The sequence below is a fragment of the Myroides sp. C15-4 genome, assembly GCF_050522745.1.
Taxonomy (GTDB): domain Bacteria; phylum Bacteroidota; class Bacteroidia; order Flavobacteriales; family Flavobacteriaceae; genus Flavobacterium.
In genome coordinates this window covers 1-23,224 of sequence record NZ_JBMVQX010000045.1, presented here as the reverse complement: position 1 = coordinate 23,224, position 23,224 = coordinate 1, and the positions used below count along the sequence as shown (strand labels likewise).

15 protein-coding genes and 2 pseudogenes are annotated in these 23,224 nt (G+C 34.7%); 5 read left to right on the top strand and 12 right to left on the bottom strand.

Annotated features, from left to right (window positions below; translation table 11 throughout):
* From ACPDHL_RS14995 to ACPDHL_RS14985, 3 genes and pseudogenes are all read right to left on the bottom strand, one after another.
* Nucleotides 1–485 (bottom strand): annotated as a pseudogene (locus tag ACPDHL_RS14995) (hypothetical protein); the annotation flags it as partial.
* Between the two features lie 791 nt (nt 486–1,276).
* Nucleotides 1,277–2,377, bottom strand: a complete 1,101-nt coding sequence (locus tag ACPDHL_RS14990) for a helix-turn-helix domain-containing protein (RefSeq protein ID WP_430533555.1) — start codon at nt 2,375–2,377, stop codon at nt 1,277–1,279.
* Nucleotides 2,378–2,535: 158 nt separating this feature from the next.
* Nucleotides 2,536–3,135: a hypothetical protein gene (locus ACPDHL_RS14985; RefSeq protein ID WP_430533554.1), complete on the bottom strand. Its 600-nt coding sequence runs from the start codon at nt 3,133–3,135 to the stop codon at nt 2,536–2,538.
* 388 nt (nt 3,136–3,523) lie between these two features.
* Between ACPDHL_RS14985 and ACPDHL_RS14980 the strand changes: the two genes are divergently transcribed.
* Entirely contained in the window at nt 3,524–4,108 is a 585-nt protein-coding gene (locus ACPDHL_RS14980; RefSeq protein ID WP_430533553.1) for a Crp/Fnr family transcriptional regulator, read from the top strand.
* A 63-nt stretch (nt 4,109–4,171) separates the two neighbouring features.
* Nucleotides 4,172–4,609: a carboxymuconolactone decarboxylase family protein gene (locus ACPDHL_RS14975; protein WP_430533552.1), complete on the top strand. Its 438-nt coding sequence runs from the start codon at nt 4,172–4,174 to the stop codon at nt 4,607–4,609.
* 69 nt (nt 4,610–4,678) lie between these two features.
* Here ACPDHL_RS14975 and ACPDHL_RS14970 read toward each other — a convergent pair whose 3' ends face one another.
* Genes ACPDHL_RS14970 through ACPDHL_RS14960 form a run of 3 tightly spaced genes read right to left on the bottom strand, consistent with a single transcriptional unit; the run spans nt 4,679 to nt 12,029 of the window.
* The gene (locus ACPDHL_RS14970; protein WP_430533551.1) at nt 4,679–5,503 is read right to left on the bottom strand and encodes a hypothetical protein; all 825 of its coding nucleotides are present in this window, start codon (nt 5,501–5,503) and stop codon (nt 4,679–4,681) included.
* A 1-nt stretch (nt 5,504) separates the two neighbouring features.
* Entirely contained in the window at nt 5,505–11,861 is a 6,357-nt protein-coding gene (locus ACPDHL_RS14965) for a GEVED domain-containing protein (protein WP_430533550.1), read from the bottom strand.
* A 24-nt stretch (nt 11,862–11,885) separates the two neighbouring features.
* Entirely contained in the window at nt 11,886–12,029 is a 144-nt protein-coding gene (locus ACPDHL_RS14960) for a hypothetical protein (RefSeq protein ID WP_430533549.1), read from the bottom strand.
* Nucleotides 12,030–12,584: 555 nt separating this feature from the next.
* On the opposite strand from ACPDHL_RS14960, the gene ACPDHL_RS14955 reads away from it, so the two are divergent.
* On the top strand, nt 12,585–12,893 hold the full coding sequence (locus ACPDHL_RS14955) for a hypothetical protein (RefSeq protein WP_430533548.1): 309 nt from the start codon (nt 12,585–12,587) through the stop codon (nt 12,891–12,893).
* Nucleotides 12,894–12,933: 40 nt separating this feature from the next.
* Entirely contained in the window at nt 12,934–13,302 is a 369-nt protein-coding gene (locus tag ACPDHL_RS14950; RefSeq protein WP_430533547.1) for a hypothetical protein, read from the top strand.
* 429 nt (nt 13,303–13,731) lie between these two features.
* On the opposite strand, the gene ACPDHL_RS14945 is transcribed toward ACPDHL_RS14950, so the two are convergent.
* Nucleotides 13,732–14,361 (bottom strand): DUF6266 family protein, encoded by a 630-nt coding sequence (locus tag ACPDHL_RS14945; protein ID WP_430533546.1) that lies wholly within the window; start codon nt 14,359–14,361, stop codon nt 13,732–13,734.
* Nucleotides 14,362–15,188: 827 nt separating this feature from the next.
* Nucleotides 15,189–15,809 carry a hypothetical protein gene (locus tag ACPDHL_RS14940; protein ID WP_430533545.1) on the bottom strand — a complete coding sequence of 207 codons (621 nt, stop codon included), beginning with the start codon at nt 15,807–15,809 and terminating at the stop codon, nt 15,189–15,191.
* A gap of 607 nt (nt 15,810–16,416) precedes the next feature.
* On the opposite strand from ACPDHL_RS14940, the pseudogene ACPDHL_RS14935 reads away from it, so the two are divergent.
* A pseudogene (locus tag ACPDHL_RS14935) lies at nt 16,417–16,806 on the top strand (DUF3408 domain-containing protein); the annotation flags it as partial.
* A 157-nt stretch (nt 16,807–16,963) separates the two neighbouring features.
* Here ACPDHL_RS14935 and ACPDHL_RS14930 read toward each other — a convergent pair.
* The 4 genes from ACPDHL_RS14930 to ACPDHL_RS14915 form a co-directional block, all read right to left on the bottom strand.
* On the bottom strand, nt 16,964–17,389 hold the full coding sequence (locus ACPDHL_RS14930; RefSeq protein ID WP_430533544.1) for a hypothetical protein: 426 nt from the start codon (nt 17,387–17,389) through the stop codon (nt 16,964–16,966).
* 300 nt (nt 17,390–17,689) lie between these two features.
* Nucleotides 17,690–18,130 carry a hypothetical protein gene (locus tag ACPDHL_RS14925; protein ID WP_430533543.1) on the bottom strand — a complete coding sequence of 147 codons (441 nt, stop codon included), beginning with the start codon at nt 18,128–18,130 and terminating at the stop codon, nt 17,690–17,692.
* Between the two features lie 1,087 nt (nt 18,131–19,217).
* Nucleotides 19,218–21,008, bottom strand: a complete 1,791-nt coding sequence (locus tag ACPDHL_RS14920; protein ID WP_430533542.1) for an AAA domain-containing protein — start codon at nt 21,006–21,008, stop codon at nt 19,218–19,220.
* A gap of 2 nt (nt 21,009–21,010) precedes the next feature.
* Complete coding sequence (locus ACPDHL_RS14915) at nt 21,011–23,197, bottom strand: hypothetical protein (protein ID WP_430533541.1); 2,187 nt, start codon at nt 23,195–23,197, stop codon at nt 21,011–21,013.
* Nucleotides 23,198–23,224: the final 27 nt, after the last annotated feature.

Genomic DNA, 23,224 nt, shown 5'->3' with positions numbered 1-23,224 from the left:
GTTTCATTCGCTTTAATAAGATTAGCTAGATCAATCACTTGCTGTGTGCCATTGCTATCGGTATAACTAAATGTTGTACCATCGTAATACACATTACCACCACCAAGATTTTGAAAAATTTGTTCAATTTCCTGTAAGACGTGTTCGTTATTGATAATTGTTGTAAAATTATTGATCACCTCATCGGCAATATCCACATTAGAAGCGACACGGACCCAACGCATACTATTCCAATAATAAAACCCAGGTATAATATCGCCCTGCATTACATTAGCATAGACTAATAAACTCTCTACGTTACCATTGGTAATCGTTGTTTTATCCATAGTACTCTTTAAAGCTATTGTAGGTATAAGTATTCCTTTATCTTTAGAGAATAAAGTTAACTCAGCAGATTTATTGGGTGTTGTTGTACCGATACCTACCTGAGCATGCAAAGCTGATGCTAAGAGCAAAGCGGCAATTGATAATAGTTTTCTTTTCATACTTTTTCTTAATTAAATTTTCTATCCTGTGACAGTTATTTTCTAAACTACTATTGATTAGAATGAGAGTTCCTTTGCTAATCAACTGTTGTATAGCGAATTATTTACTCAACAAATCTATAGGACAAAAAAGTTAAAAAAAGAATCAAACCATACGAACTAAAATCAAAAAACCTATTTAAACACATATTAACAATTAAAAAAAGAGAATATCATATTCATTTTTTAAAAAATAGTTTTAAAAATTAAACAAGTTCGCGCAATTAAAAAAAAAAACAGCTTGTCCATTTTATTTGTTCACTTTTTTTCACATATGTCTTCCATAAAAGCATAAATACAAAAAAAGAGTTGGCCTATATTTCAATTTTAGGCCTTCAAGAGTTTTGAACAAGGCAATCAAAGCGACCGTTGTAATCGATTTAGATTATTGACTTTGCGTATATAGGAATACAAAAAAAGTACAGAATATCACTATACTAGACGATAATCAAATACAATATTTTCATTTTCAAAGTTGTTTACTGAAAGCCTATAAAATAAGAAGCCTGCCCAATTTTTGGGCAAGACTTCAATCAAAAAAACACAAATACTCGAATGTATTTCCCTTCAATATTGTAGAAGCCATTCAAATGGCAAAAAACGATCTTAGTTCTCTATCGAATAAAACAGGAAACAAACCAGAGGTGTAAACGTTCGCTCTCCTAGTAGATTCGCTATTTTTCAGGGTATTTCCCTTTAGGTACTCTACCTTCTCTTTTATTCAACCTGCATCTTCTTTATTTATCCCTAACTTAATCCGTTAAAAGCTCAGAGGGAGCAAATCCATAGAAGTAAACAAAAGCGCGATAAAAAGACAATCGCGTATTAAACCCACAAACGACTGTCAATTCTTCCACTGTAATATTCTTTTCTCTTTCGCGAATTACGTTGATTGCATACTCTACTTTCAATCGGTTGATGTACTGCTTAAAGCTTGATGATTGGGATTTTTTAAAATAATCGTTCAATTTATTTTTATCTACTAGAGTCAGTTCTGCTACTTTATGTAAAGTCAAATTGTGATCCAGAAAAAGTCCAGTTTCAATAATCTTTGTGTAAAGTAATTGTTTTAAGAGGGTTGGATCCAAAAAAGAAGCCTCGGAACGAGTCACTTCTTTTTCTTTTTCCTTTTTTTCAGCTGCTTCTTTCCCCTGCACTACCTTTCTAGTAATCATGACATTAGTTCCCTGAAAATATTTCCACTTTAGTATTTTTGCTGACGTTGTTTTTTTTTGCTGGTATTGTCTAATAAAAATGATCCCTTCATGAAAATAGGCATACAGCAGTATGCACAAACCATACCATAAAAAAAGTGAATTGTTATTCATAAAACGCTCGCCTCCTTTGAGCCAAGCACTACTGAACAAAAAAGCAAATACAAATAACAGAACGACATAATACAAAATCGCAGCTTCTTGATATTTTGTATGCTCCTTATTATTGATAAAGTTTAAATACCCATAGCTTCCAAATCCCACAGCAGTCAAAATACTAACAAGTTGAATGATTGCATTAAACTGCTTTATATGTTCAGGGAAAAAAAAGTAACAGTAAAAAAATCCACCAAGTAACACCAACAAGGCAAGTGCTATAGCTAGAAAATAGCCTAATGATCGTTGCTTTTCAACCGTTAACAACAAGAGCAAAGGTCCATTCAAACAACTAAACAATATACCTAATGGCAGGTCACGACCAATTTCATAATGAGATATTCCATAGACGAATAAGGAAAAAAGAGTCAGTAAGCTACTGATATATAAAATATTTACGCTTAAAATAGTTTTTCTTTTTTTAAGAAAAAATAGCAAGGCGTACCCAATAAAACCTAAAACAACAACAAAAATCACATGCATATTTCAAAAAGATAAATCGTATTTTTTATAATTTACATCAAACAATCAAACAGGAATGAAATCGGTATGAGCGCGTCGCAAAAAACGAACTGTCCCTATTTTTATCTAATTCCCTTCTTTTTGGCTATCAATCCACAAAATCTAAGGGGCTATTTATTTCACGTTGTCCCCTTTTGCTTAGTCCTATTTTTTACCTGTTTGATGCCCCATTGCAACAAGGTTAAAATAGAGACAAAAAGCAGGATACTTTTAATCCCTACGTAAAAATGACTGATGTAGATCGCATACTCTTCCTCAAAAAAAGTAGAAAAAATCACCTCCACATTGACGAGTAAAAAATAAAAGAAAAGAAAACAGTTAACAAAGTATACATAGGCTTGAATTTCATTGTTCAAGAAGCTAAAACGCTTAAAATAAAGCAGGAAAAACACCGCATACATCAGGGTATAAAAATTAAATAAAAACAGGCTAATCCATCTTTTTTCCTCAAAAAGTACTTCAAAAAGAATAAGATTAAAACCGATTATAATCAATTTATAAATTTCGTTTTTCAATGCCTTATTTAGTAATTTAGAAACAAAAACAATCAAAATACTATTGATAACTACAATAACAATGGCAGAATTTACTGTAAGTACTACGGATTGAAAAAGAAGAAGGCACAGGACAACGAATACCATTTGAAGCATAAAAAAGACGAGTTCGCCTTTATTCTCCTTTTTTACTGTCTGACCACCTTTAAATTCAATAGTTTCCATATTCTCTTTTCTTTAATCTTAAATCAATCAACATATTTCATAATTTTAGACCTAAACAACCAAAAAAGTCACAAAACAATAATTTATCCTTACAACTACTCAATGAAAGAATATTGCAATACAGAAAACAGCAAAATCCATTAAACGACGTATTTATGCTAAAAAAAGTAATTTTCATCATCTAAAAAAACAAAAAATAATATATTTTTCAACCAAATAAATAGGAATTTGATGATAATAAAGTAAATAAATCAAATTTAATTTTTAAACTTTAACATAAAAAATTAATTGAGCGCTCTAAGTAGTCTTAGTCGTTCGATTTACTAAAAAAACAAACGCACCAAATGTTATATCTTTAGCTCACCTTGATCAATAAATGAACAATACCATGAAGAATACGGCCATATTAATCCAACATATCGAGCGATTTACTGGGAATCTACATCCTACTGAAGCCACGGCTATTGTTTCCTTTTTCACCTTGAGAACGCTTGCAAAAAAAGAGGACATACAACAAGCAAACGCTTCTTGTGATAGGTTGTATTTTGTTGTTCAAGGCTGCTTGAGGAGCTACTACCTCAAGGAAAAGGGCATCGAACAAACGGTAGATTTTGCCATTGAAAATTGGTGGTTAACGGACTATTTGGCCTTTGAGCAACAAAAATTGAGTAGTTTCTTCATACAAGCAGTAGAGCCTACAACGATTTTTAGCCTCTCTAGCACCGATTTTTCAGCTCTTTTAGCGGCACATCCTATTATGGAAAAATACTTTAGGTCCATTTTTCAAAAAGCCTGTGGAGCGGCACAACATCGACTAAAATTCTTGTATGAGTTTAGTCGAGAGGAGTTGTACTTTCACTTTGAACAGCAATTTCCTGCATTTGTACAACGCATTCCTCAATACCTCTTGGCGTCTTATTTAGGATTTAGCCCCGAATACCTGAGTGAAATTAGAAAGAAACGGTTTTCTTAAACCAGTTGAAGTTTTTATTCTGTTTTGCCTTGTAGTTTTGACTGAAACAAAAACAAAGGAATTATGTCAAACAGAAAATCAATCTACAGTGTAGATCCCAAGGCCTACGAAGGCATGTTGGTACTAGAAAAATACCTCAACGAATCCACCCTTAGTGTTACGCACAAAGAGTTAATCAAGATCAGAGCTTCTCAATTGAATGGCTGTGGTTATTGCTTGGACCTTCATTGCAAAGATGCCTTGAAGTATGGCGAATCCGTTCAGCGATTACTAGTTCTACCAGCCTGGAGAGAAACAACCTTATTTACCAGAGAGGAACAAGTCATTCTCGACATGACGGAAGCCATCACTTTACTCCATACTGGTGGAATAAGCGATGCGCTTTATGCACAAGCCGAACAACTATTTGATGCGACTTATTTGGCCCAATTAATTATGTGTATGGTGACCATTAATGCCTGGAATAGAATTGGCGTTTCTACCCATTTAAAAGCAAAGTAGTTGAAATAAAAAATGCCTGAGTTTTCACTCAGGCATTTTTTTTATTCATCCGTTCTATCTCATCAAGTACTACAACCCAAAGCTGTAAGTCACCTTGATTCCGACATTGAACATGCGCAATTTATACGTATCACCTTCTCCTTGCAAGACGCTATTGCTCTTCTCTCCTTGATCATAGCTCATCAATGCCTTATTTTCTTGGCCAGAAGAAGCTAAATCACAGTCTCCATAAATTCCGAAGTACAAAAACTGATCGTCTGAGAGTGTATATTTTACTCCTACTTCACCGAGGACAAAAAAGCCGTTGTTCAGTTTTAATTTATCCTCTTCTTTTCGGTCTCCTAACTTGCCGAAACCAGCCCAAGTGGGATTAAACAATTCAGCATCCCATTGTGGGTAGTATCCACTAGTTTCAATAGCTTCTAGTGATCGTTTAGACGTAGCTTTAAAGAACAGCTGATACTTAACTCCCACAGCAGCGTATAAACGCAAGTTTTCTCCACCTAACGATGGCCCCTCGTACTGCAATTTGATGGGAATTGCCAAGTAATTCCCCTTGAGATCTTCCGTGAATTTCGCTAAGTTATAGCGAAATTCGAAAGGATCTCCTTGGGTATCAATGGAGGAATAGGTCCCTGTATAGTTTCCTATTTTTTTTGTTACACTATAAGCGCCAAATTCCATTCCAGCTCCTAAACTTAGGTTTTCCTGTAGCGGATGCATATACAAGGCAGAAAATCCAAAAGTATGTCCATCTGATAATTTTGAACTTGGTTTTTTCATTCCTGTGGCACCGCCTGAAATAGAAAATGCAATTTCTTGTCCGCTTACCTTGGCAGTACTCAATCCCAAAAGCATACAAACTGCCAATCCCGTTATTTTTATTGTTTTCATCTTACTTCTTTACTAAAAATTTGATTGACTCTTTGTGTCCATTTAACTCAAAAACGGCTACATACATTCCGCTTGGTAGCGTTTGTGGCAACAAGATTTCCGTTACTTCTCCTTCCATCGAAACTGTATGCAACAATTGTCCGCCTAGGTTGTAAATTTTAACTGGAATCCCTCTTAAATTCATATTGATTCCTTTGACAACCAAGGTCGCTTTTTGACCTAAAACAACTGGATTTGGATAAAGTTGAATCTCTTTGCTTTGTCCTTCTACCTCATCCATAGGACATACGTGGATAACTTCGCCTTCTTTGGTGGTTACAAGGGCATGGTATACGTCTTTGTAATCAAGTAGACTTGAGTTTCCTACTGAATACACTTGTTCGTCTGATACTAAATCTCCATTTTTAAACCACTGGAAGCCTACAAAATGATATCCTCCATTGGTTTGTGGGTTTTTATTAATCAGTAGCGTATTGTTAAACTTCTTCACTGCTATATCCTTAAAGGCAAATGCTTTTTCAACTACAATGACATAGCTTTCAACTACTTTCCCATTTTGAGACGTAATGGTTACGGTTTGTTTGTAAAGCCCTGGTTTAGGTACGTCAATTGTAAATTCATTGCTCGGTTGTACTTGAGCACCTTCATCTACAACCACTCGAACCTGTACGCTAGTGCGTAAATCCTCACAGTCAACAAAATGATAGATCTCCTTTTGTGGTTTTTCGTAGTATTCATTTTCAATCCACAGCTCATGAATGGTGGCATCGTTGTTTACAATGCGCAATACACGGCGAACTGGTTCAGCAGCTATGTGATTTGCATCTCCATCTTGAGTTACTGTAATGGTTATTTCACCTACTTTTTTAAGCGTTACCCATCCCGATTCACTTACTTCTGCGGCTGGTTTAGTCCCTGAATATTCATAGGTGTACTTCAATGGGAGTGTAGAGTTACTACGCGCCTGAAGTTGGAAATCATCTGTTTCTGCTAAGATTAGCGTTTCAATTTCATCGAAAGTAATGACTTGTGTTGCTTTTTCGATCGTTAGAATCGCTGTTAAATGCTTGTCAACATAGTTTGTTCCTCCTAAAATTTTGGCTTCAACCTCATAACGACCTACATTCGTCTTGCCGTTATTGCTATGTTCAACCGTTACTTCACGTGGAATAGATCCCGATACGTAAATGTATTTTGGTGTTCCATCATAACTAAAGGTATCATCTTCAAAAACAATTCCATCCAATGTTGCTTTGTTAATAATCAAGTTTGCGGTTAACACTAAGTCTCCATAGCGTTCTCCACCTAAAATAGTAGCTGTTACTTGATATCTACCGGCATCAATCTTTCCGTTATTTTGATACGTAACCGTTACGCCTTCTGGCAATTCACCCGAAACAGCTAACGCATGTTCTGTACCATCGTAAACAAAAGTAGCATCTTCAAAAGTCAATCCAGCCAACTGATGACGGATCGTCATTGTTGCTTCTAATTCTCTATTCTCGTAATTTACTCCACCCGCTAGTATTGCTTTTACGGTATGACTTCCGATTTCAACTTGTTCATTCCCTTCATAAGTTACCGTAACACCTTCTGGTAAGGTTTGCGTAATATAGATGGACTTAGGCGTTCCATCATACAAAAACGATCCACTGTCAAATACAAGATTATCCAATCTTGCTTTTGTAATTTCTAGTGTACCAGCCTGATATTGAATCTCATAATTAGCTGATTCATATCCGCTTATTTCAATTGGATAGGTTCCAACTGCTGTTGCCTCTAGGGCTGTTCCTGCATAATGAAGTTCACCTGTTAATACAGACGCTTCTTCTCCATATACAAATCCGTCATAGCTTACCGTCCACTCTTCGTAAACCGTGCCATTATACACTTTGGTTTGATCGGTTGCACGCACGGTTAAAGGTGCTTTTTCAACCTGTAGCGTAAAACGAACTTCAGCTGCTGCTAAGAATTCCTCATTTCCTGCTTGGTTGATGATTACTTCCGTTTCTCCTGCTCCTTTAATTACAAGTAAACCATGTTCAATAACCGCCACTGCCGTATTGGAAACTGTATAAGCCAACGGTAAATGACTGGTTGTCTCTCCTGTTATGAATGGAGCGTCTCCGTATACTTTACGTACATCTTCTACAGTAATACGTTGTTCTTTTAACTTAATGGTTTCAAACGTGATCTTTTCCCATGTATCACATCCAGCAACACGCACATACACATCATATGACGTTTCAGCTGTTAAGCCCTCGATCAATTGAGAATGAGAAGCCTGTATAATTGATGTTCCTGTTCCACGATCAAACCCTGCAATTCCATACGCTATCTCAAAGGCCGTAGCATTTGACGTGATAGTCAAGGTTGCTTGTTCTTCTCCTATCTGACCAACACTTAAGGCTACTGGCGGACAACGCAAGGCTTCAATATTGATTGTAACCGTAATTTCTCCAAATTTTGTTGCGTCTTGAACAGCAGTTGCTCTTACTTTTACTTCTCCATTTCCAATGGCGGTCAATACGCCATTTTGATCGATACGAGCAAGGGTTTCTCCTTCCGTAATAGACCAAACAACTTGTTGATTAACTTGGGTTGGCAACACTTGAGCAAGCAGTTGAAGTGTACCATTTTCTGTTGTAATTTCAGCTGGACTATTATTGGCTGTTGTTACTTCTACACTAGTTACTGGAACTCCACTTTTAATATCAAGGGTATAATCTTCTACTTGTCCTAAGTAATATCCTAAAGGACAAGGTACATTCTCTAGGAAAGCCATTGTACTGGCAGGATTGTGATACATATTTACAATACGCATTCTTGTTTGACCAACCAACGCATCAGCAGGAATAGTAATCGTTGCTGTTAGCTCACCATTTCCTCCACCTATATTATTCAAGAAACCTAACTCAATGCTTTCTGACTCAGAAAATTGAAAATCATGATTAAAATCAATATACGCTTTTACGAGGTAATTATCTTGTTCTTGTGTTTTTCCTTTAACAGATACCGTATAGGTTTCTCCTTGTTCCGCTTCTACAACTACAGCAGTAAAATCTTCATAAGGAGGTGCTTGATTGATAGCATCATTACTTGTTTGTGTTGTTCCATCAAAGGTAAACTCATAAATAGGAACAGTATACGATCCATTTCCTACTTCTGGCTCACAATAGCTATCAGTAGGAGTTTCACTTTTAATGTTGATCGTATAATCCTCAACTTGTCCTAAAAAGTGCCCAGTTGGACAAGGAATATTATCCAAAGGAACCCACTTACTATCTGGACTATTATACATACTAACCACACGCATTCTCGTTGGTCCAGTCAATGTATTCATCGGAATTTCAATCTGTCCTGTTACTTCACCTCTTTCATTTCCTGTATTATTTAAGAATCCAATACCAATGGTTTCCTCTTCAGAAAATATAAGATCATGGTTGTAATCAATATATACTTTTACTAAAATATTATCTTGTCCATCTGTTTTTCCTTTTACAGTTACCGTATAGGTTTCTCCTTGTTTTGCTTCTACAACTACAGCGGTAAAATCCTCATAAGGTGGTGTTGCATTTGTCTGATCGCCACTTGTTTGTGTGGTATCATCAAAAGTAAATTCAAAAATAGGTAACGTATACGTCGAACTATCCTCTTCTGGAATACAGTAATCACTTAAAGTTGGGGCAGCTATAACCACATCCAATTCGTCGAACTTTGTTGGATCTTCCACTGAAGTTGCTCTCACTTTTACCGTTCCATTTCCGATTGCTAAAACCAAACCATTGACATTAACACGTCCTAAATTGGCTCCTTCTACTATAGACCAACGAACCTCTTGATTCGATTCAGCAGGTAATACGGTTGCTTCTAGCTGTAAAGTTCCATTGTGTCTTGTAATTTCAGCTGCTACGTTATCTAGCGTATTAATGCGTACACTGCCTTCATTTGTTTGAGGTGTAGCAAAAATACAGCGAACAGAACTTCCTTGATGACGATAAGCACCTGCCTCTGGATTCGCTCGCATCGAACTGATATAAACATATTTAGAAAAAGTACCATTATCTTGCGATACCGTTTTACTCCAATAATATCCTCTTCCTTCCCCATACCATCCAGTAGTTCCTCTAGCTCCTCCTGCTGTTAAACGCAGGTTACTTTCGAAAGCTGTATCAGCATTGTCAATAGACTCAGCCTCAAGTACTGCGATCCAATCCTCTTTTGTTGGTAAACTCCAACCTTCACCTAAAGCTTTACACGGATCACATCCATCTGTTGCCGTAACATCTTCTGCCCTTGTGGCATTCCAGGTATCTGTTGTATTACCCTCTGCCCACCATCTTGGTGACTCAACAAAGAATTCTCCATTACTCAATCTCGCCCCTAAAGGATTATTGGGATTGGCTGCTAATGAAGCTACAGGAGAATTTTTATTTTGATGTCCATCATCCCAACGTCCCCATTGAAAGAAATCACCATAAGCTGTCGAATCGGCTACAGCGGTAGCTACCTGCTCACTTCCTAAGTTTTGTTGCAACCAAATCGTACCGTCAGCTGCACGAACTGTAGTATAAGTCACTTGTACACCATTATACACCATGGTAATACACCCTGTATCTCCTGGTGTTAGTCCTGGCTCTTCATTATTACAAGCGGGTTGAACTGGTTCTGAAGTAATATGTAAGGTATAATCCTCCACTTGTCCATAATATGCATTATTACAAGCATCTTCATCTTCTCCCTCCTCATATCCTGTCCACATGTCTTTGATAATTCGCATACGCGTTTTTCCTATCACAGCATCAGCTGGAATAGCGATTTGGAACGTTACCTCAACGTCATCTTCTCCAGTTGAAGGAGACAATGATGCTGCATAATATTCGGTTGCAGGATCAAACTGACCGTCCTGATTCCAATCAATAAATACTCTGATATCATTAACCATTGCCTCCTGTGTTGGTGGCGGAATATTAGTATTTCCTTGAACGTGTAGGGTATAGGTTTGTCCAACTTGAACATTGGCTTCCATTGCTGTAAAATTCTCATAGCCCGCTGAACCACCAATACGCGCATCAGTGCGATTTTCCAAATCTGCCATTTTTACAAACGTAATAGGTTCTACCCCATAATCAGCTGTAACGGGACAATATCCATCTGGATCAAATGTATTTTCATACAAGATCGCTTTTGATTCATTACCACTTGTAAAACCAGTAATAAAAAGGTCTAAATCTCCATCGTTATCGTAATCTAACCAAACAGCTTTAGACATGCTAAGCCCTTGGATCGCGTCAGAATTTACCTCATTTAAAACAAAAGATTCATTGTTCTGATTGTCATAAAACAAGGCAACGACCTCATTATGCTCATTAGCTCCTATAGCAAAAACATCTAAGAATCCATCGTTATTATAATCAACTAAGGCGCAGGCACCCGTCGACATTCCGCCAAATTCAAAAGTAGACGGGGTAAAATTCCCCTGTCCATCATTCAAGTACAACTTTAATACTCGTTCATTAGTTGCTAAATTCACTCCTGAAATCAAGAGATCTAAATCACCATCCCCTTCAAAATCAGCTACACTAATTGAAGGAAAATGTACGTCTATAATAGCTGTTTCTTGTTCTACAAAAACACCGTTACCTTTATTCAGATAAAGACGTGTTGCTGAACCGCCAGGGATAAATCCTGCTACTAAAATATCTAAATTCCCATCCCCATCTGCGTCAAAAACAGCTGATCCACTAAAAAAGGAACCTAAAAAAGTAGACTCCGATAGTACAAAGCTCCCATCTTCTTGTTGAAAGTAGACTTTCGAAATTCCTCCCTGCAATCCTTGTCCATTGACAAAGATATCTTGTCGACCATCACCATTAAAATCTGCAATCTGAATAGAACCATAAATCGTAGGGTCAATTCCCGTATCCTCGCGTTTTCTAAAGGTATTATTTCCTAAATTATAGTATAGTTCAAATACTCTGGTATTCGCAGGAATTCCAGGTTCCTGGCGTATACCGGTAATAGCAAAATCCATTAATCCATCTCCATTCAAATCCCCTACAGCAATGGCAGAGTTTACTACCTTTGAAATCTCATCATTTAGAAGAGAAAAACGACCTGCCTCATTTAAAAAAACAGATGTATTCCCGATTGTTGAACTAGGTCTCCCAGTCGATGGATCCACTATAATCCCAGAATAAATTAAATCAGGGTATACATCTCCATTGATATCTATTACCGCACAATCTCCATAGTACGCACCCTCAAAAGACTGATCTGCTACCACTCGGAAATCTTGTGCATGCCCAGACAAAACTCCAACGAAAAATAGACTTAGTAAGTAAAAAATACTTCTCATGTTATTACTACACATATATTTTTATTAAAATAAATTAACGGTAACCGCTTCATTTGGGTTGAAGCGTAAAAACCAAACAAAAAAAAGAGCAACTTGCTCATTCTTTCCCTCTAAAATGGGATACAAAGGCCTTAGATCAGGCTTAAAACTTGGGTATAAATGATTCATATAAATGGTGTTTTTAATTATGATACAAAACTATTTATATTAAATCTAATTAAAAACAAACTCCTTTCATTTGTACAATATTCCACTCAACCGTTAGAATGACGGGATTAAAACAATAGAATTAGTCTAAATAAATACAAATCATTTTTATTTTGTTAATTTTTAATCAATAAAAACCCCATACAACAGGTGTAAATCGCGGTATATTCCTATTTTGTCCACAAATCAAGTGACTTATGTCGCAATAACACCTATACTATGATTCCCAGGCTTGTCTTTTAGGCCGTACATCCGATCTATTGAATTGGGTAACAATTGCTTGTACTAGTATATGCGCAGCGCCCATAGCCCATGAAGCGATTTACTGTCTATTCTTTGCTTGGTTGGGTAGGATTAAAATCAACTGCCGTTGCAGCCTCTTGGTACACAAATAAGGCAGTATCGTAAAAAAGGCGTATTTTAGACCCATTATAGATCCAAATAGTTCTTTTTTCTGCGCATTATTTGAACCCATTTTGCATCAACAAAACACCAACAGCCATTTGTACATCCATCATGAGTAAACATTATATCATTTGTAGTGCTTGTAAAACAGAGAATTTAAATACAGATTATTGCACCAACTGTGGTGAGATTATTAATGTGGTGCTAAAACGTCAATTGGAACAACAACGCGTACAGGAAGAACGCATTCAGAAAGAGCTGAATACAGCGCCAACAAAGGCGGAAAAAATTGTTCGTAAACTGCGTAATCACCCCAATCCACTGGTACGTTTACTAATGATGATTGCCAATGCTATTTGGCTTATTATTGCGGGAATTGCAGCAGGAATTGCCTATCTTATTGGGATGATTGCTGCTTAATCTAGTCAATCAACCGTTTAACTAGGATTGACCGAAGTCTATGAGAAAAATACTGTTCTATCTTGCCTTAGGTATGGCCACAACCATTTACTTGCTTCAACAAATGGGTTATGTCCTACCCGCTTGGATCAATAACTATGTTAACGATTTTCTCACCCTGCCTCTCGTACTGGGGATTTGCTTATTCCTTGCACGAAAAATAAAACGCAATCCGCAGCTTCAACTCCCCCTTCCTCTTCTTTTGGTCATCACGTTGTTCTATTGCTTTTACTTTGAATGGTACCTCCCAAAACACAATCCCAGATATACCGGAGATTGGATCGATTGCTTGCTTTACTTTGCTGGAGCAATGGTTTTTTCTGTTTTACACTGGAGGAATGATAAAATAGATCTACACGCCAAGAACTAATGCTTTTTTTCATGGGGAATCGATACAAAACAAGCTTTCTTTTTAAAGATTATTTTTTACACCTTAACATAACACTCATAACCAAAAAGGAATTGTAGATCCCTTACAGGAGGAAATAGATACAAAGAAGGTAGTCTCTTTTACTTCCTGTGTTTTATACCTAGGGATTCGCTTTCTTCGATTGAGGTGAACACCTTCTTCGTTTTGAAAGCGCGATTCTAATTTCGTGTGCCTCAAAACACAACGTGCTGTTGCCTTTGCGGTAACTTTTTCAACTTATTTACCCTATACTTTACTACGGTAAAAACTGTTCCTATACCGATTGGTAAAACTACACAAGTAGGTTTATGATTTTATAGCGTTAAAAAAAGCATCGCATGCTATTTCATCCAATACACAGTAAAAAATAGATGCGATGCTTTGTTTTATTTAAAATTCTCCTAAAAATACACTTGTACTACATTCTACCAGGCCAACATCTGTCAAGAAAATCCAAATTCCATAGCCCGTATCTTCAAAACTAGCAGGAAGTTGAACCTTACACTCACCCGCACCACGTTCTGCTACCTGCTCCAAAATAAACATGGATTCCGTTGCCTTTTGATAGATGACCACAGTAAGTACATCTGTTTTATTTACAGAACCAAAAACTAAATTTGCACTCCAAGTTAGCGTAAGCTCCTTGTTCACAATAGCTACCGTATCCACAAAGATAGTCTGCAAAATCCCCTTGCTTATTACAACCTTACTCAAGTTGACAACAAACCCATCTTCTACTTGATTTACGGCTTCTTTAAGGTGATACGCTAAAGCTAAATTCACCTTAGACTTTAATTTTTGAGCCGATCCAAAATGGCGTTTAATTAAGCCGTTGAGCGGTCGTAAAAAACTAGACACTAACGTAAATTTTTGACGATGACTCAACTGGCCAGCCGTTGGATTTTTACTACTCTTTTTTGGTGCATTTCGAAGGATATTTTGCCCCTTTACGCTTGATCCCACAAGTGTTCCTACTTTACCGCTAAAACCACCTGTTAATCCATTTTTCATTTTTCCCATAGTTTTGCCTTTTAAATGATTATTATTTTTTTAAGAGTCGCACCTAGTAGCTAGCTTTACTATGGCTCTCCATACAAAACTAAAAAAGCAAAAAAACATAGACAATCCCCCCTTCCGTGTTCTTCCACTAATTGTCAAAAAAAGGTTTTTTTTCTATTCTTTACCGAATTTAAAAAAAACTACAATTAGTTTATTTTCAGTATTTTAACGCATACAAAAAAGAGCTTGTATAGGGTTTGTAAGGGGATAGTTACTACTTACAAGGGTTTTAGGCCTTTTTACCAATGTTTCTATTTACTATCTACCTACTATCTACCTACTATCTCCTATTTTAGCACAGGAAGCTTTTTATCCTTTTACACAAAACAAAAGCCTGAACTTGCGAATTTAGCCTGAACCAGAAGTTCGCTAAACACTGTATCTTCTTTCATGAAAGTTGTACTGAGAGTAAAACAATCCTCTACTTCCAGAAAATAAAAAAACCGATAATTTTCATTATCGGTTTTCTTTGTAGAGAAAGAGGGTTAGCCTCTTTTATGCCGTATGCTTTATAAATAGGGAGGTTCACTTTTTGGGATTGGAGTGAGCACCTTATTCGGAAAGTTTTAAACTATGATTGGAATCGTTTGATTCTAACTAAAGATAACAATTTTTACTGCTTTTTATTCAATAATGATTCCATTTATAAATAATCTCTTCTTTATCCCTTAACAGAGGGACAATATTAATTAAAAAACGTAATCTTTTCTGTTGTACTAAAAATAGAGTTGCACAACAGTTACCGATCTTAGTCATAGTATATTTTTGTTTCCTACTTTTTTTGTCAGTTATAAGTTGTCTATATAACATTCAAAAAAAGGTCGTTCCCTATGAATTACTGCGTCTTTGTAATCGTCTGGATATTCAAAGAACGGAACTTTATGATTTCTTAATTCACCTGTTTTCAAAACGTAACTGTGATTTATTATTTCTTCAATGTCATCAACGGAATAGCCTTCTGGGATTTGAAAAAATTCCCAATGAAAAGATGTCCCGAAGCCAAAGAATTTTCCGTCTTTCATTTTAGCTGCAAAACCTGTCCAACCCATTGTCGTTTCGCCACGAATTTGATTTTGAATTGTCAGTGGAAATGCAAACTTGCTTTTTTCAACTCTGTCAATGTCGTAGTCGTTAATACAATTTCCATTTGTTACAAAAGTTTTCACGATATCATAGTAACCAAGTCCCGATGAACGACTAAAAATGCTTTTGCCTGCCTGTTCTTCTTTAAATCGGCTAATGGCTAAATTTACTATCGTCTTTGGATTGCGAAAAATAACGCATGGCAAAAATGTTCCGTCTGTCAAAAACACAGATGCTCTGTAACCAAGTCCATAAGCATTGTCTTCCAAAGGTTCAATGTTGTCCTTTAAAAACTTGATAATGCCTTCTGTTTGTTGTTGTCTCATTGCATTGTGGTTAATTGGACTTGTCTTGCTTTGTTTAAGATTGAATTGAGCGAATGTTCAATTCAATCTTAAACAAAGACAAAGCTGTTCCACTATTTGTAAACTTATAAAAAATACGAATAGGAGCAGTTTTTAGCAATTAGAAAAGAATACCCCCTATTCTATCAAAAAACTGCATTTCTAGCTAGCTGATGTTATACGTTATTTCTCTTCTTTCTTTTAATTTTAGCAAATTTTTCAAAAATATGAAACTCCCATTTATATTCATAATTATAGTCCTTACATGATGATTCTATAAAACGGTCTCTTACTTTTTTGGGCATATTTTCTAGAGCATTATGTTCTTTTAATCTCGATGGCGCGGATTTGCAATCCGTGCCTTTATTTATACACACAGGCTACAAGTCCACACAATCAGGTTTAACTTCGTTCAATTTAGCTAAAGCTATGAGTGCAATCTGTATCTATATCTATCCTTTAAATACAGCCTCAAGATTATTATTTAAATCTGAATAAATACATACCAATCTGAAATAGTAATTAGATATTTACAACAACCTTTTCTTTTACAATTTAGCGCACGGATTACAAATCCGCGCGATCGGGGTTAGTCGATGAAGACTATCTAATGAATATCATGAGTGGTGATATAGAAGTTAAGTCTGTAACACAAGTTAAACCGATTGTAGAAGAAAAAGAAGAATCTCTAATTCAAAAAGAAGAAACAAAAGTCAAAGAGAAGAAGTCAAAGAAAGAAGTAGCAACTACTACATACCAAGAGCTTTTCCTACTTAATGAATTTCCTTCATCAAGAGCAGAAAAGGTTGTTTATATTCGACCTGAGTATCACGAAGTATTACTTCGTATAACCCAACTAGCTAAAGAAGAAAAAACTACGCTTTACTCTTATTTAGACAATATCTTAAAACAAGATCTACAGCAGTATAACGCTGAAATCACCCAATATTTTAATGACAAATTCAAACCTATTTTTTAAGCATTTTAATAAAACAAAAAAGAGTAGTAACTCTCTTTGGTTATAATTAAATGATCCAAAAGAGTAATTCTTCTATTAAAATAAAAACTGTAATCATTTTGTACGTAATACTCAATCTATTCTAAAAAAATTGAACAACTTTATACAGCACAAACATTTATTCCTTTAATTTTTCTATCAATGATAGAAGTGAAGTCTTTTTCTCTTCTATTTTTCCTTTAGGTATTTCTCCTTCACTATATAGATTTAATAATGCACTTAACCAAGCACTCTCATAATTAGAATTAACCGCGTCCATGAGTAACGCTAAATCGTCAGAAATATAGGATGCTACATCTGAATTATTTGATTTATTAAATACGCTTTTAAATATTTCTTCCCTCAGTGTATCTATTAATAAAACGTTTTCTCCTTGTCGTTTTATTTTTTCTACCGTATTAAATTCACTTAACCACCTAGCTGAAAATGATTCATGATCTCTTTCATCCAGTAATTCATCCATATTTTCAAAATCGTTTCTTTTTTCAAGAATAGGTCTAATTACACTAGCTATTCTTTTGATTTGTTCTTTTTTGTCCATCATTATTTATAATCTAATTACCTTGTTCTTTTAACCACTTCTCTATCAAAATAATTCCTTCATGAGGAGCTACATCTGTTCCTTCGTTGAACCACTTACCACTACTTACCACTACTTACCACTCACCACTTACCACTCACCACTCACCACTCACCACTCACCACTCACCACTCACCACTTACCACTTACCACTCACCACTTACCATTTCCAATAAAGGAATTAAATATCCCAAACAAGGCTAAATAGATACAAAGAAAACCAAAAAAAAATAAAAAAACCGCTTCAAGCGAAGCAGCTTAATTTTATGTAATTTCAAAATACCATTCTAAAAAGGAATTAAAATCTTCCCATTGTGGTTGTAATTTTCCGTTTTGAAAGTCAATCAGTTTTTGACCAAGTTCAAGTTCTAAGACTTCTCCTGTTTTACGATTATAGAAAAATCCTCCCTCTGCTTCAAAGCTATCCAACGGAATATACGCTTCGGGTAATTTTAGAACTTTATGGGCTGATTCTATACTATATTCCAAATCATCGGAATATATTTTAAACCAACAAACATTGTATAATTCATTACCACGCCCACTAAATGTAGGTCCATAAGTTGCTAAATTGAAATCGGCAAAAGTACTTTCTAAGGGAATATCTAAATCAATTAAAGCATTTATATAGTCCTGCTTTTCTTCCTCTGTTAAAGAAATATATCCTTTTTGTCTAAATAACTCTTTTATTTTTTCTGACAACATATTTTTAAATTTTCAACCACAATTCATTCTTACTTTTACTTCTTCTGCTCCCTGCATCCAATATGCTTCCCTATCAGCTTGCCATAAATCACCGTGATCTACTTCATTTATAGGATGTTTATGCAAATAAGGATGTGATGCATTAGACTTTCTTATTTCTAAAATCAAAATATACGAAACATTTAATTACATCCTCTTTCTTTCTAAGTTTATTCAATATACTAAAAATGTTATTCACTACTAATCTCTTTCAACCAATTAGGCATTAAAGATTCTTGTCTAGGAATTTTTTTTACATCATCAACCTATTTTTTCTTACTTGGTTCATATGTAAATTTTGGTTTTCCATCATAGTCAAAATGAGTATTAAAATCTCCTTCATTAGTTACTACAAAACAAGCTGAAAACCATGCACCTTGTTCGGAAGATAATTCGTACATTTTTTCTCTTAGAATCTTAGATTCCATTGTTATATCTACTCCGATGGCGCGGATTTGCAATCCGTGCCTTTATTTATACACACAGGCTACAAGTCCACACAATCAGGTTTAACTTCGTTCAATTTAGCTAAAGCTATGAGTGCAATCTGTATCTATATCTATCCTTTAAATACAGCCTCAAGATTATTATTTAAATCTGAATAATTACATACCAATCTGAAATAGTAATTAGGTATTTACAACAACCTTTTCTTTTACAATTTAGCGCACGGATTACAAATCCGCGCGATCGGGGGCTTTGGGCAAATAGAAAGAGGGATTAAATATCCCAAACAAGGGTATATAGACACAAAGAAAACCAATACCTCATTGCATTCGGTCTTGTGCTTTTTTTATTTTCTGAAAGTTGTGCTGAGAGTAAAACTCTCCACAACTTTCAGAAAATAAAAAAACCGATAACTTTCGTTATCGGTTTTCTTCGCGGAGAAAGAGGGTTAGCCTCTTTTATGCCGTATGCTTTATAAATAGGGATGTTCATTTTTTTTAATTGTTGTGAGCACCTTATTACGAAAGTTTTAAACTATGATTGGAATCGCTTGATTCAATACCAAATATACTGTTTAATAGTGATCGTTTATAACTTATGTTTACTTTATAATTTTATTTTCAATTATTTTATTTGGTGTATAGCAAAACGAAAATTCTTCATCCAGTTTTTGCAAATACGCTTTTACATCTTCATCTAACTGTGGATATGAAGTTGTAATATTTGTGTCAGAAATAATAATTGTATGGTGTTGTGCACGACTTGTAGCCACGTTGAATAATCGTTTTTCTAAAGAATGATTGTAACCTGAATTTGGAATAACAAAAATCGTTATATCTGTTGTTAAACCTTGTATTCTTGCAACAGTTTCAATTAGCAAATTTGTAGGATTACCAACGGCTTTAAAAATGTTTTTTTGCAATGCTTTTATGGTTTCAATGTAATTGCTCAAAATAGAAATGTGAAGATTTTCATTAGTGTTCAATAAATGTACAACCAACAACTTAGCTATTTCCAAAGCATTTTTTGGCTTTTTGTTTCCAACTTCCAAATCGGTTTTTATAAGTGTTGAACCGCCTTGTGAGTTGAAGAAAATACTTACATCGTTCGGTAATTCAGAGAATGCTAAACGAATGTCGTTTTTCACTTTTGATTTTAGACTGTTGTTGTAAAATATACCCGTGTAATTTGCACCTCTGTTTGGTAAACGATAAGTTTCAGTTAATTGATAAATTGGAACTGATGCTGTGCCTGAAAGTGCATTTAATCCGTCCACCAAAAAATCGTAATTCTTTTTGCTAACTTTATCTTCATTGAGTGCTAAAACAGGCGGAAGTTGTTTTGTATCTCCAATCCAAATATTTTTCTTTCCTAAAAGTTTTGACGCACCAAACATTGCAAGTAATGCTTGACTTGCTTCATCTACGATTACAAAATCAAAAGGCGGATTGTTTTTTATGTTCGTAGCTTCGCTACTTGCAATAAAAAACGTAGATAAAACCAAGTTGTTTGGTTGAGGAATTAACTCATTAATTTGTTGTAATTTCGGGATTTCTTTTGCTTCGTCTGTTGAAATTTTAGTTTTAAATACTTTTCCTGCTTCCAACAAATCGGTTAATGCTGGCTTTTCTGCAACTTCCATTAAAGCTCTGTTTGTAAGGGATGTTACTAATACCGATTTTCCTTGTGCACAAAGTCTCTTACAGATTTCTGCAATTTGATATGTTTTTCCTGTTCCAGGCGGGCCAATTATAATTAAATGGTCATTTAGCGTTAATTGATTTAAAATAAAATTTGGTATGTCCTTTTGATTGTCTAGTAAAGACGGTTGCTGATCTGTGTTTTGAAAATCTTGGTCTAAAATCTGATTTACAATTTTAGAATTATTGGTTTGTACTATTTTTTGAAGATTGGTAATGTACTCAAAAGGAGGTTTATTCGGCCCCAAAAGCAAAATCATTTTTTCTGCTTCTAAAATATTTATCGCAAAATCTAAATCTACACTCCGAAAACCCGCTAAACAAAAAATCGTATCAATGTTTCCGTCTTTGTCTTTTGCAGGAGATTGCCATACACAAACTGTTTCAGTAAAATTTCCTTTTTCTTTTATTAGATCACCATAGGTTTTATCTCCCCAATTTCTATAATCTCTCAGTTCCTTGGGAACTGTAAAGCAATACAAGTATTCTCCTTTGCGTAGCAAACCGCGTTTAGTTGAGAATTTTAAAATCATTTCTCCGTCTTTGAATGTCAAGAATTGAGCAACAAAAAGCTCTTCTCTTTCTTGAAGCAAAAAAGTAGCCGAAGAGTTTAGTTTTTGATTAAACGCCTTTGTTTGTGCTTGAAGTTCTTCTTCAAGGAAATTGCTATGTTCTCGCCTTGTATATCTCATTTCTATAATAAACTTTCATCATCACTACTCAAATCTTCTTCGGTTCTCCTTTCGTTAAACCTATAATTGTTAAGATTTTCGGCAGTGCTATAATTGTCAGGTCTGATACTGTTAAAGTCGAAATGTACATTTTTAAAATAATGCAATATATCGGCAAAGTTTTCTAATCTGTTTTCAAAATCAAGATTTTCAGTACTGAAACTGATTGTTAATTTGTCTTGATTTCTTAAAAGTTCAGACAATTTTAAGCACTGCAATTTTCCATCACCAAAATTGACCCAAAACATAGAATTAGGTTTCATCAGTTGTCTCCATTCGTTTGCACCAATTTTTAGAGGTTCGTCTTTGAATTTATAACTTTTTACTACAAGAGGAAATTCAATACCTTCTTTCATAACACCATCAATCGTTGAATAATTATTGATGCCTTTCGTGAATTCAAAGTCTTCATTTTCCAATCGTTTTTTTACAAGTTCTTTTGCCTCTCTGCTAGCTTCTTTTTGGTCGTTTTTTGCAATATCGGAACTAAATTCTGCTCCTAATGTTGCATTATCAGCTTTTGAAACTTGTTGTTTCAATCTTACAATTTCTCTTTCAAGTTCTTGCTCTCTGTTTGAACTTTCGCCATACAATGCCCATAAATTTTCAAAAGTGAAATCATTTTCATCATCAGAAGCAATTTTTTGAAGTGTCTTCTTTTTGTCTTCTTTACTGTTTAGGTAAATTTCGCTTTCGTTGATAGTATAATTACCTCCATTATAATGATAAAACACATAGTTGTTTATTTCATTAAGTCCAATAGTTTTTGGCATTTCTTTATCGTACAGATAAATTGTATAGTTCTCTATTGCTTTCCATTCTGTCGAATTCTCTTTTAATAGTTCTAAATTGTATTCCTCTTGAATAATTAAATCTCCACTAATTCTATTATTATTAATTACTTCGACTACCTTCTTAAATGTTTTAAATTGTTCTTCTGATTTGAGTATGATTTCTTTTTCTTTCACCCATTCAAAAGTATTGAATAGCACTGTTTCATAATCATTAAAGCGATTTTCCAGTGTTAAACGATTGTTTTGAAATTTTTTATTTTTGTTATTTAAGAATTGTCGTAATTCAACAACAACAGAGTCTTTTGTCCAAACGCCTAAGTCTGTTAGAAATTTAATTTTACCTTCATCTCTCTTAATCCATTTTATTAGATAATTGGGCAATGCTTCACTTTCGATACAATATTTACTTGGATATACTGAAGTTGTAGGATTAAATCCTAAAATGTTTTCAGTTTCTATATCTCCAATTTTACTCCAATCAATATTTTTGATTACAGTCTTTTTGTTTTTTTTATCCCATTGATTAAATAAAAAATCTATCAAACTTAACTTTTGTTCATCAGTTAAATTCTCTTGAATTAAGTCAGGACAAACAAAGTTATTTTCATTGAAATAAGGTGTTTTCAACAATTCATTATCATCACTAATTTTATAAGGAAGTTTGCCAAAAATCTTTTCAACTTCTTTATATCTATCATCAAGTGATGCATCATCAATAAGAAAATTAAATTGTTTAATGTAAAAATTATAGGTTAGATCATATTCACCACCACCTTTTGTTAATACTTTAAATCTTTTTAAATCAATATCTTTAATAAATCTGTTATAAAGAATTACAAACTGTAACTGTTCAGTATTTTCTAATATATCAATCTGTTCGGAAAACATTTGAAAAATGTCACCTAGTTCAGGTTCGTCACTTATTCCAAATAAATGTCCAATTCGTTCTTTATCTAAACCAAGACCTATAAACTGAGTTATCAATCCGCTTAAATGGTCGCTATTTTCGTAATTGTCAGGTAGAATTTTAGCAAGGCTTATTTCGTATTCATCAATTTTTATTTTGTCCGTGAATGGTGGAATTTCCGAAAGTTTTAGATCTTGGATTTCTGTTTCAATGACAACTTTGTCTTTGAAGTTTTGATAATCGTTTTCTTTTAGTTCACTACAAGCTAAAACCAAAATTTTATACTCGTAGTCCTCCTTGGTATATTCGGTTTCGGAATTAAATTTGAACTTGGAAAGTTCTTGTAAAAACTTGTGTTTCGCTTTATACTTTACAACATCAACGAGAATTTCTTTGTAATTGGGTATTTCGGTCAGACCGTGCCACCTATTTCGGTCAAATGGTGCCACTTTAAAAAGTTATACAATAATACAAAA

Bases quoted from the DNA above. Each gene is read 5' to 3' on its own strand.
- ACPDHL_RS14980 (WP_430533553.1), top strand. From the start codon at position 3,524: ATGAAGAATACGGCCATATTAATCCAACATATCGAGCGATTTACTGGG.
- ACPDHL_RS14985 (WP_430533554.1), bottom strand. From the start codon at position 3,135: ATGGAAACTATTGAATTTAAAGGTGGTCAGACAGTAAAAAAGGAGAAT.
- ACPDHL_RS14930 (WP_430533544.1), bottom strand. From the start codon at position 17,389: ATGATGGACAAAAAAGAACAAATCAAAAGAATAGCTAGTGTAATTAGA.
- ACPDHL_RS14925 (WP_430533543.1), bottom strand. From the start codon at position 18,130: ATGTTGTCAGAAAAAATAAAAGAGTTATTTAGACAAAAAGGATATATT.
- ACPDHL_RS14940 (WP_430533545.1), bottom strand. From the start codon at position 15,809: ATGAGACAACAACAAACAGAAGGCATTATCAAGTTTTTAAAGGACAAC.
- ACPDHL_RS14945 (WP_430533546.1), bottom strand. From the start codon at position 14,361: ATGGGAAAAATGAAAAATGGATTAACAGGTGGTTTTAGCGGTAAAGTA.
- ACPDHL_RS14950 (WP_430533547.1), top strand. From the start codon at position 12,934: ATGAGAAAAATACTGTTCTATCTTGCCTTAGGTATGGCCACAACCATT.
- ACPDHL_RS14990 (WP_430533555.1), bottom strand. From the start codon at position 2,377: ATGCATGTGATTTTTGTTGTTGTTTTAGGTTTTATTGGGTACGCCTTG.
- ACPDHL_RS14955 (WP_430533548.1), top strand. From the start codon at position 12,585: ATGAGTAAACATTATATCATTTGTAGTGCTTGTAAAACAGAGAATTTA.
- ACPDHL_RS14960 (WP_430533549.1), bottom strand. From the start codon at position 12,029: ATGAATCATTTATACCCAAGTTTTAAGCCTGATCTAAGGCCTTTGTAT.
- ACPDHL_RS14975 (WP_430533552.1), top strand. From the start codon at position 4,172: ATGTCAAACAGAAAATCAATCTACAGTGTAGATCCCAAGGCCTACGAA.
- ACPDHL_RS14965 (WP_430533550.1), bottom strand. From the start codon at position 11,861: ATGAGAAGTATTTTTTACTTACTAAGTCTATTTTTCGTTGGAGTTTTG.
- ACPDHL_RS14970 (WP_430533551.1), bottom strand. From the start codon at position 5,503: ATGAAAACAATAAAAATAACGGGATTGGCAGTTTGTATGCTTTTGGGA.
- ACPDHL_RS14920 (WP_430533542.1), bottom strand. From the start codon at position 21,008: ATGAGATATACAAGGCGAGAACATAGCAATTTCCTTGAAGAAGAACTT.